Genomic DNA, 10656 nt, shown 5'->3' on the forward strand with positions numbered 1-10656 from the left:
GTCATGATCACCTTTCCGTCAGCTCCGAACAGGACCGTGTACCCCTCGGGGAACTCGGTGTGCATGATCGCGTCGACGCTCATGGACGGCTCCTTCCCGTGTGGGGTCAGGATACGGCGGACAGCGCCGTGTCATCGAGCCCGGCGGTACGGCTGTGAGACCAGCTGGGACAGGCTCCGCAGCCGCCACAGCTCCGTCGTCATGGGGCTTGCCGCGTGGCACGCGAATAGGCGTACGAACGAGGAGTCGGCTGGGTGACGGGAACACCCGCACTGGTGACGGCGGTCCGCTCGGCGAAGCAGTTCCTGACCTACGTCTCCGCGGGCCCCTTCCAGTACGCGGTCGCCGAGGCCCTCGCGCTGCCGGAGTCGTACTACACCGAACTCCGCGCGGACCTGCGCGCCAAGCGGGACCTGCTGGCGACGGGCCTGACGGAGGCGGGCTTCGACGTCCTCCGCCCGGCCGGAACCTACTTCCTCACCGCCGACATCCGCCCCCTGGGCGAGACCGACGGCGAAGCCTTCTGCCTCGCCCTCCCGGAACGCGCCGGCGTCGTCGCCATCCCCACTTCGGTCTTCTACGACCACCGGGAGGCCGGCGCCCCGTACATCCGCTTCGCCTTCTGCAAACGCGCCGAGGTACTGGTGGACGCAGCGGAACAGCTCCGCAGAGCATTCACGCACTGACTGCCGTCCTACGGGACCGGTCGTCACGTTCCTCGTTGTCTGCCGCACCTCACCCGCCCGGAACTTTCGCGCCGGGGGCCGCCCGGTCACGGCCGCCGTTCTGGCGCTTGTCACACCACAAGCATCGACGTACAATTTCTTGTACGTGAAAGAGGGTTGATCATGAAGACCATGACCTATTCCGAGTCGCGCGCGCGGTACGCCGAGGTGCTCAACTCCGTCACCGACGACCGCGAAGAAGTGGTCATCACCCGAGCCGGACATGAGCCGGTCGTCATCGTCTCCCTCGAGGACTACGAGTCCCTGAAGGAGACGGCGTACCTGCTGCGAAGCCCGGCGAACGCCCGGCGCCTGCTCGCGTCCATCGACGAGCTGGAAAACGGCGGCGGCACCGTACGCGAACTGGCGACCGACGAATAACGACCGCGAATGAAGATCACCTTCTCCTCCCGCGCCTGGGAGGACTACCTGTGGTGGCAGCTTCAGGACCGGAAGATCCTGAAGCGCATCAATACGCTCATCGCGGACATTGCCCGGAACGGCAACGAGGGGATCGGCAAACCGGAACCGCTCAAGCACGGATTCCAGGGCTACTGGTCGCGCCGCATCAACGACGAGCACCGACTGATCTACAAGGCCAACGAGGATGGCGTCCTGATCGCACAGTGCCGCTACCGCTACGAGAGCTGACAGGACTCAAACGGATCCAGCACAGCCCGACGCAGGATCGTGTTCCGCCGGGTGATGCAAGCACCCTTCACGTTTCGGTCCATTGACCGGCTGCACCACCCGGCGGGAGTCATCTCACGCAGCAACCACACAGGCCGACAACGGACGAGGCTGGGTTCTGGATCCTTACCGGATCACAACAGGGACACGGTGGTCAGGTCCTCCTCAGCGCGCCCGGCTTCATCGTCGGCGCTGGGATCCGACTTTGGTCGCGGACCTGCGCAGCCGCTTGGCAAGCGCCTTGTCCCGATCCCTCAGCTGTCGACCTGCCGCTTCCAGGACGGCCCCGGTGGCGGGATGGTCGCAGCGCCACAGATCGTCGGCGGCCTGCTCCAGGAGGGGCAGCACCATGTCCTCCTCCTGGTCCAGGAACGCGGCAAGCGCCTCGTCCGCTACGCCCAGCGGGCCCCACAGATGGTCCACGAGCCCCCACAGTTGGAGTTCCCGGCCCTGCCCCTCGGGGATCTCACCACGGCCGGCCAGCGCGATCGCCGCGGTCTCGGCGCAGCCGGGGACCTGTGAGGCCGCGGCTTTACGCAGGACGGCGAGCGCCTTGGGCTCATCGAGTTCTGCGAGCACCGGCGGGGCGGCCAGGCGGCGGAGGGCCGCATCGGCCTCCAACCCGGCGCAGGCGTCGATGAGCTGTACAGCGGCCGGGCCCTGGCCCCGATGGCTGATCCATCCGGTGATCTCGGCGTGGGCGGCGTCCTGGTCGTAGTCGAGCAGGGCGTCCAGCAGCGTCGGGGCGTCGGCGTCGGCCAGTTCGCCGATCAGCGGGGCCTGGAATCCCTCGGCGAGCAGGTACTCGCGCAGTCCGTGGCGTCCCAGTGGCGTGAGCCTGAGCCGTGCCCCGGCCGGCGGAGTGCCGTCGCTGTCTTCGGTGCTCGCCTCGATGCCGAGGATGCCGAGGAGGATGTGATCGCGCTGCCGGCTCGTCTCCGGGCCGGTCTCGACTTCCGCTGCCTGATACTCGGCGAGGATGAGGGCCGCCTGGTCGAGGATCTGCAGGAGGAACAGCTCGACCAGTCGTGCCTCCTGCTTCGGGAGGCCCTCGCGGAGTGCGCCGACGAGCAGCGCCGGGTCCAGCCATTCGCCGTCGGGAACCTCGTACAGTGCCCGCAGCACCGCCGCTGCCAAGCCGTCGCCGTCCTCGTCCTGCATGCCCAGCGCGGCCAGCAGCGCCGGAGGCAGACCGAGGTTTTCGAGCTCGTTCAGGGCGTCGAGTTCGTCCTCGAGCGCCTGACACCAGATCTTCAGCACTCCCTCGTCCCCCGCGGTGGCGGGCAGGTCGGCACCGGGACGGGCGGTGCCCGCACTGATCCCCACCAGGTCCGTGTACAGAGCGAGCTGCCAGGGACCGTCCAGGCAGGGCAGGTCGCCAGAGCTGCGCAGGCGGGCCAGCCGCTCGTCGCGCTCCACGGGCCGCAGTGCTCTCAGCTCGTCGTCCTGGGCCCACAGCTCGAGTTCCTGGACAGCCAGGCGGCCCAGTGCGGGCTTGAGCACATCCCGGGACGTGACGGCTCGTCCGCCCTGGCACCAGTGGGCCAGGCGGAGCGCTGAGGCGATCAGCGGAACCTGCCGGGCGGCTGCGGCGAGCTCCGCGCGCGGTGCCAGGGAGACGGGTCGCACCGGGACGGACTCCACGGCGAGGTCCTCGTCGTACTCGTCGTACTCGTCGTCGTGGACCTCGCCGCAGGAACAGCGCCGCCCGCTGGAAGCGGCTTCGGCCAGGCTGAGCTTTCCCCGCTGTGCCGGGGTGGCCGCGGGCGGCCGCGGGTCCAGTTCGGCCAGTTCCCGGTCCAGGGCGTCACGGTCGAAGCAGGCGGGGTCGAACCCCTCCTCGCGCAGGGTTTCGACCAGGTCGGTCCATGGCTCGGGGGCCGGTGCGCCACGGTCCACGACGGCGTCGAGTACGGCCTGCAGCCCCCAGGCGCCGCCGGTGTCCTCGGCATAGGGCATGGCGCGGCGTCCACCGGTGCAGCGGACGCGTCGGTCGGGGGTGGAGGCGGGGAGGGTCTTCTCCAGGGTGATCCGGTGCCGCCAGTCGTCGCCGAAGTCGTAGGTGTACTCCAGCCGACCGCCTTCGTAGGGCAGTACCTCGGCCACGGTCACGGACTCCTCGTCGGCGTCGCGGAGAGGATCATGGTCCAACGGCCCGTCGAAGTCGACGAACTGGCGGCCGGAGGAAGGTTCGGTGAAGGAATGCAGGTGCGAGTCGTCCCAGCCGAAGCATGCCTGGATGATGTCGTGCAGGCAGCCGAGCGAGGTGTCGGCGGGCAGGGTGACCCGGCGCCAGATCGGCGGGCTGGTGTCTCGCAGGGCGATCTTCAACTGGTAGGTCGGCACGAGCTTGGCGGTCACGGCGAAGGGTTCCCTCAAGGCGGAGATGGATTCCGGCACCGATGAGGGGCCACAACCACAAAGGTGTCGCGGCCGTCTCTGCTGGGTGCCGGTGACATCTTCCCGCACTGCGCCGAGTGAGCGAAGCACTTCTGGCACGCGCTGCCCGTCTGCGGGGATAGCCTTGGCCCGCCGAGGGCTCGCGGGTGACCCGCGCCCTCCCGAACAGTTGCAGGAGCCTGGGCCAGGAGTGGGCGTAGTGGCGAAGGTTTACCCGTCGGCGGAGCACGAGTCGGCAGCTCCGGACTGGGAGCGGATGGTCGCTTGGTTGCCGGAGCTCGCCCGGGGCGAGGCAGTGTTCCTTCCCGCGGATCCGCCCCGGATGGGACGGATGGCGTTCTGGACGCCCGGGAGTGAGCCGCCGGACCTCGGGGTGGAACCCGAGGAACTCACCGTGATTCGCCCGCACGGTTCGTCCGTGCGCCGGGCGCGGGTGGTCGCCGTGCTGCTGCCGGTGGAGCAGGCGCTGCCGCTGTTGACCCGCTGCCGGGCACTCGGTGCGGACGGCAGTGGGCGGGCGTCGGCCGGTACCGCGTTCTGGGGCACAGCGGCCCTGCTGGGATTGCAGCTGCTCGCCCGGGGCCGGATGCTGCCCGGGGTGTCGCCGGAAGGATTCGACGCGTGGCGGATCGGCCCGCTGGACACCGAGGACCACGAGTGGCTGGCTTCCCTGGCCGCCACCATGCCTCCCTGGGCCCGCTCGGTCGCAGTTCCCGGGCTCTCCCCCCTCACGCTTCCGGCGGCCGAGCCGCTGCTGCGGGCCTTCCTGGACGCCGTGGCCGATTCCCTCGCCCGCCCTCCCGCCGCCCGCCAGGTGACCGGCGGACCGGCGTTCGCGGTCCGAGCTCCGCAGTCCGTGCCCGAGCAGCGAGGCTGGGCGGCGGAGGTCGCCGCCGGCCGCGACGCAGGTCTGGCGGTGTCGCTGCGGCTGGAACTGGGCCGCGCGGACTCCTTCCGAGCCGTGGTCCAACTGCGCAGCCTGGCCGATCCCACGGTGCTCGCCGACGCCGCGGACCTGTGGTCCGGCAGGGCCACCGCCCCTGAACTGTTCGGTCCACGAGCCAAGGTGGACACGCTGCTGACGCTGCGCCGGGCCGCCCGTGCCTGGCCCCCGGCCGGCCGGATGCTGGACTCCGCCGCCCCGGCCGGTCTGGAGCTGTCCGACGAGGAGGCCCAGTCGCTGCTGGGCGACGCGGCCGAAAGCCTTGCCGCCGCCGGCGTCGCCGTGCACTGGCCCAAGGAGCTGGTACGCGAACTGACCGCCTCCGGCGTCCTGGAACCCGTACGCCGCCAGGGGACGCAGTCCTCGGCCGCGTCCTTCCTGTCCTCCGGCGGCCTGCTGGACTTCCGCTGGCGGGTCGCCCTCGGGGACCAGGAGCTCACGGAGGAGGAGCTGGAGCGGCTGGTCCAGGCGCACCGGCCGATCGTGCGGCTGCGCGACCAGTGGGTGGTCGTGGACCCGGAGCTGGTCCGCCGGCTGCGACGGACCGCGCAGTCCAGGACGACCTCGCTCACCCCCATCAACGCCTTGGGCGCCGCGCTGACCGGCAGCGTCGAGGTGGACGGCGAACAGGTGGCGGTCACTGCGAGCGGCGTACTGGAGGAGCTGCGCTCCCGGATCGCCGCCCCCGAGGATCGCGCCGCGCGCGAGCCCCAGGGGCCGCCGAAAGCCCTGGCCGCGACGCTGCGCGACTACCAGCTGCGCGGCCTGAACTGGCTGCACCGGATGACCTCGCTCGGCCTGGGCGGCTGCCTCGCCGACGACATGGGCCTGGGCAAGACCGTCACTCTGATCGCTCTCCATCTGCGCCGCCAGGAACGGAAAACCACCGCCGGCCCCACCCTGGTGGTCTGCCCCGCCTCGCTGCTCGGCAACTGGGAACGCGAGATCCAGCGCTTCGCACCGGCCACCCCGGTGCGCCGCTTCCACGGCCCCGGCCGCGACCTGGCCGGCCTCGACGGCGGAGCGGACGGCGGCTTCGTCCTGACCACCTACGGGACCATGCGCCGCGACGCCGAACGCCTCACCGAGCAGCCGTGGGGTCTGCTCGTCGCCGACGAGGCCCAGCACGTCAAGAACCCGCACGCGCTCACCGCCCAGGCTCTGCGCCGGATCCCCTCGCGGGGGCGGGTCGCGCTGACCGGCACCCCGGTCGAGAACAACCTGTCCGAACTGTGGTCACTGCTCGACTGGACCACCCCCGGCCTGCTCGGCACGCTCACCTCCTTCCGTGACCGCTACGCCACGGCCGTCGAGGGCGACCGCGACGAACAGGCCGCCCGGCGGCTGGCCGCGCTGGTCGGCCCTTTCCTGCTGCGCCGGCGCAAGGCCGACCCCGGCATCGCGCCCGAGCTGCCGCCCAAGACCGAGACCGACCAGCCAGTGTCCCTGACGAAGGAACAGGTCTCGCTGTACGAGGCGCTGGTACGCGAGCTCATGACCGAGATCGAGGAGAGGCAGGGCATCGCCCGGCGCGGCCTGGTGATGAAGCTCCTCACCGGCCTGAAGCAGGTCTGCAACCACCCCGCGCAGTTCCTGAAGGAACCCGCGGGCGCCAAGCTCCCGGGCCGCTCGGGGAAACTGGAACTCCTGGACGAACTCCTGGACACCGTCCTGGCCGAGGACGGGTCGGCCCTGGTCTTCACCCAGTACGTGGCCATGGGCGCGCTGCTCGAGCGCCACCTGGCCGACCGCGGCGTGGACACCCTGTTCCTGCACGGAGGCACCACGGTCAAACGCCGCGAGGAGATGGTCGACGCCTTCCAGGCCGGCGAGAAGAAGGTGTTCCTGCTGTCCCTCAAAGCCGCCGGGACCGGTCTGAACCTGACCCGGGCCGGACACGTCATCCACTACGACCGCTGGTGGAACCCGGCCGTGGAGGACCAGGCCACCGACCGCGCCTACCGGATCGGACAGACCCAGCCGGTCCAGGTGCACAAGCTGATCGCCGAGGGCACCGTGGAGGACCGGGTCGCCGAGATGCTCCGGCAGAAGCGGGAACTGGCCGACTCGGTGCTCGGCTCGGGCGAGGCGGCGTTCAGCGAACTGAGCGACAGCGAACTGGCCGAACTGGTCACACTGCGAAAGACGGGACGATGACCAGGCGTAGCCGGCCGGGCAAGTCGGCCGCCCGTACCTTCGAGGCACTCCCGCCGGCCAAGGGCAGCCGTGCACCCTTCGCCGAGTCCTGGTGGGGCCGCGAATGGCTACGTTCCCTGGAGGAGTCCTCCCTGGACTCCGGCCGCCTTTCGCGTGGCCGGACCTACGCGCGCGGCGGCGCGGTCGGACCGGTCACCGTCGCCCCCGGTTCGGCCGCCGCCCCGGTGCAGGGCAGCCGCCGCACCCCGTACCGCTCCACGGTCCAGGTTGAGCAGCTGACGGACCGGCAGTGGGACCAGTTGCTCGACATGATCGCCGAGCGGGCCGCCAACATCGCCGCGCTGCTGGACGGCGAGATGCCCACCGGGCTCGCCGACGACGCCGCAGCCGCCGGTGTCCCGCTGCTGCCCGGCCCCCAGGACCTCGACCCCGAATGCAGCTGCCCCGACTGGGGCTACCCCTGCAAACACGCCGCCGCCCTCTGCTACCAGGTCGCCCGACTCCTGGACCGCGACCCCTTCGTGCTGCTGCTCCTGCGGGGTCGCGGCGAGCGAGAGCTGATGGACGAGCTCGGCCGCCGCAACACCGCCCGCGCCTCCGCCGAAGCCGCCGCGTCCGCAGCGACCGCAGGCGCGGCTCCGGCCGCGCTCCCGGCCCGGCCCGGTGATCCAGCCGGGCCCGCCTTCGCCTCCCGTACCGCGCTACCGCCCCTGCCCGGCCCGCCGCCGCTCCCCGATCGACCCGGCCGTGGCCCCGCGCTGGTGGATTCCGCCGTCCCGGAGCCCGATGTGGACCCGGCCGCCCTGGAACTGCTCGCCGTCGACACCGCGACGCGTGCCCATCACTTCCTCGCCGGAGCTCTCGGCGCGCGGCACGCCGATACCGCCCCACCCGCCCCGCTCACCGAATGGCAGGACGCCGTCCGTCTCGCCGCCACTCACCCCACCACGGACGTCTTCGTCAGGATCGCCTCGCACTGCGGCCGCACCCCCGGCGAACTCGCAGCCGCCACCCGTGCGTGGCAACACGGCGGCGCAGCATCCCTGGACGTACTGGAAAGCCCCTGGAACCCACCCGCCTCCCACCTGAAACGTGCCCGCGAAGCGCTGCGCGCAGACTGGGCCGACGGCAGACCACCCCGGCTCCGCTCCTGGCGCAACCGCTGGACCGTCGAGGGCCACGACAGCCAACTGCGGCTGGGCCGCGACGGACTGTGGTACCCGTACACCAAGGACCGAGGCACCTGGTGGCCGGCCGGACCACCCGACGCCGACCCTGCCGTCGTCCTGACCGCCCTCCTCGCGACCTGACCCGCGCCGCAGGCAAGTAGGTGTACGAATAAGGAGTGGCCTGGGTGACGGGGGCACCCGGGCTGGTGACGGCGGTCCGCTCGGCGAAGCAGTACCTGACGTACGTCTCCGCGGGCCCCTTCCAGTACGCCATCGCCGAGGCCCTCGCGCTGCCGGACGCGTACTACACCGATCTGCGCGCGGACCTGCGCGCCAAACGGGACCTGCTGACGACGGGCCTGACGGAGGCGGGCTTCGACGTCCTACGACCGGCCGGCACTTACTTCCTCACCGCCGACATCCGGCCCCTCGGCGAGACCGACGGCGAAGCCTTCTGCCTCGTCCTCCCGGAACGCGCCGGCGTCGTCGCCATCCCCACCTCGGTCTTCTACGACCACCGGGAGGCAGGCGCCCCGTACATCCGCTTCGCCTTCTGCAAACGCGCCGAGGTGCTGACGGATGCGGCGGAACGGCTCCGTAAGGCGTTCGCGCACTGACGGCCACCCCATGGGGTCGGCCATGGCATTCCGCGTTGCCTGCCGTCCCTCACCCGCAGGGAACTTGGACACCCGGAGGCCGCCCGATCACGGCCGCCGTTCTGGCGCTTGTCACACCACAAGCATCGACGTACAATTTCCTGTACGTGAAAGGAGGGTCGATCATGAAGACCATGACCTATTCCGAGTCGCGCGCGCGGTACGCCGAGGTGCTCAACTCCGTCACCGACGACCGCGAAGAAGTGGTCATCACCCGGGCGGGACATGAGCCGGTCGTCATCGTCTCCCTTGAGGACTACGAGTCCCTGAAGGAGACGGCGTACCTGCTGCGAAGTCCGGCCAACGCCCGGCGCCTGCTCGCTTCCATCGACGAGCTGGAAAACGGCGGCGGCACCGTACGCGAGCTGGCGACCGACGAATAAGGCACGCGAGTTGAAGATCACCTTCTCCTCCCGTGCCTGGGAGGACTACCTGTGGTGGCAGCTTCAGGACCGGAAGATCCTGAAGCGCATCAACACGCTCATCGCGGACATCACCCGGAACGGCAACGAGGGGATCGGCAAACCGGAACCGCTCAAGCAAGGATTCCAGGGCTACTGGTCGCGCCGCATCAACGACGAGCACCGACTGATCTACAAGGCCACCGAGGACAGCGTCCTGATCGCACAGTGCCGCTACCACTACGAGAGCTGACAGGACTCGGGGGCGATACAGCGCCCTCCTCACCACCTGCCCCGCGCCGCACACACATAGGCGTACGAACGGGGAGTCGGCTGGGTGACGGGGACACCCGAGCCGGTGACGGCGGTCCGCTCGGCGAAGCAGTACCTGACGTACGTCTCCGCGGGCCCGCTCCAGTACGCGGTCGCCGAAGCGCCGCGCCTGCCGGAGTCGTACTTCGACGGCTTCCGCGCAGCCCACCGGCGCAAGCGCGACCTGCTCGGTGACGGTCCGCGCGCGGCCGGGTTCGAGGTCTACCGGCCTCGGGCACGTACTTCATCACCACCGACATCACCCCCTTCGGTGAGAAGGACGCCTACGCCTTCTGCCGCGCCCTCCCCGAACGCTGCGGCGTCGTCGCCGTCCCCAACTCCGTCTTCTACGACGACCCGGAAGCCGGCCGCAGCCAGGTCCGCTTCGCCTTCTGCAAAAGGGACGACGTCCTCCACGAGGCCATCAGCCGCCTTCGATGCCTCGTGCCCTGAACCCACGGCGCGTTCGGGCTCGCTCGAAGGCGCCTCCTGGCCGGCAAGAACGGCGACGGGCAGCGGGAGTTCGGCGATTCTGCCTTCCCCGGCTCCGTGTCGGCGCCGGTCCCTCTGCGCCTGCGGCGCCGAACGGTGTCGTCGCTGGTCAGCGGCGCCGCTTGCGGCCGCTCCTGCCGACAGGCCGCCCCCGCTCGTGGGCGCGGCCGAGCCGGGCGGCAGGAGCGCGCAGCGCCCTGGCCGCCAGCTGCCTGAGCTCTTCCAGACCGGCCCGGTCAGGGTGGGCGGAGTCCGACACGGCGGCAATCGCGTCCCTGACGTGGGGGCCCTGGGCACGCAGCGCCTCCTCGGCTCTGTCCGAGCCGCCCGCCGGCTCCACGAGCTGGAGCAGGTTCTCAGCGAGCACCAGCAGATGCTCGGCATCGGCCATGCCCTCTGGAGTCAGCAGCTGACGCTGCGCCAGCGCATTCGACGAACCCGTCCACCGGCAACCGTTCCTTTTCCGTGAAGAGGAGTGAGTCCTGGACCCGTTCCTGCTCGCTGCGGACATCCCGAACGGTGTGGGGTGTCCTGGTCGCCCGCGTTCGCTCCACGTCCGGCGGCACGGCTCGTGTCCGTGGTCCGGGAAGGCGGGGGCGGGGTCCCTCACGCCCGGGGGCATCCGGTGGGGCCTGGACGGTCGCCGAGGGCACGGCGCACCGGAGCCCTTGGTCAGCGGGCGTTCGCCTCGGGCTCCGGGCGCGGGAGTTC

The 10656-nt window shown here is 70.8% G+C and carries 8 protein-coding genes and 4 pseudogenes; 9 read left to right on the forward strand and 3 right to left on the reverse strand.

The features are described from left to right. Positions 1–245 precede the first annotated feature (245 nt). The 3 genes and pseudogenes from ACFP2V_RS33935 to ACFP2V_RS33945 all read left to right on the forward strand — a co-directional run. Positions 246–686 (forward strand): annotated as a pseudogene (locus ACFP2V_RS33935) (aminotransferase class I/II-fold pyridoxal phosphate-dependent enzyme); the annotation flags it as partial. A 162-nt stretch (positions 687–848) separates the two neighbouring features. Beyond that, complete coding sequence (locus tag ACFP2V_RS33940; RefSeq protein ID WP_037676836.1) at positions 849–1106, forward strand: type II toxin-antitoxin system Phd/YefM family antitoxin; 258 nt, start codon at positions 849–851, stop codon at positions 1104–1106. A 9-nt stretch (positions 1107–1115) separates the two neighbouring features. Next, entirely contained in the window at positions 1116–1376 is a 261-nt protein-coding gene (locus ACFP2V_RS33945) for a Txe/YoeB family addiction module toxin (RefSeq protein WP_381219120.1), read from the forward strand. A gap of 219 nt (positions 1377–1595) precedes the next feature. On the opposite strand, the gene ACFP2V_RS33950 is transcribed toward ACFP2V_RS33945, so the two are convergent. Continuing rightward, positions 1596–3776, reverse strand: coding sequence for an IS1096 element passenger TnpR family protein (locus ACFP2V_RS33950; RefSeq protein WP_381219121.1), 2181 nt, complete (start codon positions 3774–3776; stop codon positions 1596–1598). Positions 3777–4071: 295 nt separating this feature from the next. Between ACFP2V_RS33950 and ACFP2V_RS33955 the strand changes: the two genes are divergently transcribed. The 6 genes and pseudogenes from ACFP2V_RS33955 to ACFP2V_RS33980 all read left to right on the forward strand — a co-directional run. Then, positions 4072–6915 (forward strand): DEAD/DEAH box helicase, encoded by a 2844-nt coding sequence (locus ACFP2V_RS33955; protein WP_381219124.1) that lies wholly within the window; start codon positions 4072–4074, stop codon positions 6913–6915. Next, positions 6912–8225 carry an SWIM zinc finger family protein gene (locus tag ACFP2V_RS33960; RefSeq protein ID WP_381219122.1) on the forward strand — a complete coding sequence of 438 codons (1314 nt, stop codon included), beginning with the start codon at positions 6912–6914 and terminating at the stop codon, positions 8223–8225. The genes ACFP2V_RS33955 and ACFP2V_RS33960 overlap by 4 nt, the downstream gene beginning before the upstream one ends. A 35-nt stretch (positions 8226–8260) precedes the next feature. Then, positions 8261–8701 (forward strand): annotated as a pseudogene (locus ACFP2V_RS33965) (aminotransferase class I/II-fold pyridoxal phosphate-dependent enzyme); the annotation flags it as partial. Positions 8702–8865: 164 nt separating this feature from the next. Then, on the forward strand, positions 8866–9123 hold the full coding sequence (locus tag ACFP2V_RS33970; protein ID WP_037676836.1) for a type II toxin-antitoxin system Phd/YefM family antitoxin: 258 nt from the start codon (positions 8866–8868) through the stop codon (positions 9121–9123). Between the two features lie 10 nt (positions 9124–9133). Then, a complete protein-coding gene (locus ACFP2V_RS33975) occupies positions 9134–9394 on the forward strand; it encodes a Txe/YoeB family addiction module toxin (RefSeq protein WP_381219123.1) in 261 nt (86 codons plus the stop codon). 75 nt (positions 9395–9469) lie between these two features. Next, a pseudogene (locus ACFP2V_RS33980) lies at positions 9470–9906 on the forward strand (aminotransferase class I/II-fold pyridoxal phosphate-dependent enzyme); the annotation flags it as partial. A gap of 148 nt (positions 9907–10054) precedes the next feature. Here the strand turns inward: ACFP2V_RS33980 and ACFP2V_RS33985 are convergent. Together ACFP2V_RS33985 and ACFP2V_RS33990 are read right to left on the reverse strand one after the other, a co-directional pair. Continuing rightward, the gene (locus ACFP2V_RS33985; protein ID WP_381219125.1) at positions 10055–10336 is read right to left on the reverse strand and encodes a hypothetical protein; all 282 of its coding nucleotides are present in this window, start codon (positions 10334–10336) and stop codon (positions 10055–10057) included. A gap of 70 nt (positions 10337–10406) precedes the next feature. After that, a pseudogene (locus ACFP2V_RS33990) lies at positions 10407–10656 on the reverse strand (IS200/IS605 family accessory protein TnpB-related protein); the annotation flags it as partial.

It is taken from the genome of Streptomyces incanus (assembly GCF_042656345.1).
GTDB classification, from domain to species: domain Bacteria; phylum Actinomycetota; class Actinomycetes; order Streptomycetales; family Streptomycetaceae; genus Streptomyces; species Streptomyces incanus.

Bases quoted from the DNA above. Each gene is read 5' to 3' on its own strand.
- ACFP2V_RS33955 (WP_381219124.1), top strand. From the start codon at position 4,072: ATGGTCGCTTGGTTGCCGGAGCTCGCCCGGGGCGAGGCAGTGTTCCTT.
- ACFP2V_RS33940 (WP_037676836.1), top strand. From the start codon at position 849: ATGAAGACCATGACCTATTCCGAGTCGCGCGCGCGGTACGCCGAGGTG.
- ACFP2V_RS33985 (WP_381219125.1), bottom strand. From the start codon at position 10,336: ATGGCCGATGCCGAGCATCTGCTGGTGCTCGCTGAGAACCTGCTCCAG.
- ACFP2V_RS33960 (WP_381219122.1), top strand. From the start codon at position 6,912: ATGACCAGGCGTAGCCGGCCGGGCAAGTCGGCCGCCCGTACCTTCGAG.
- ACFP2V_RS33945 (WP_381219120.1), top strand. From the start codon at position 1,116: ATGAAGATCACCTTCTCCTCCCGCGCCTGGGAGGACTACCTGTGGTGG.
- ACFP2V_RS33970 (WP_037676836.1), top strand. From the start codon at position 8,866: ATGAAGACCATGACCTATTCCGAGTCGCGCGCGCGGTACGCCGAGGTG.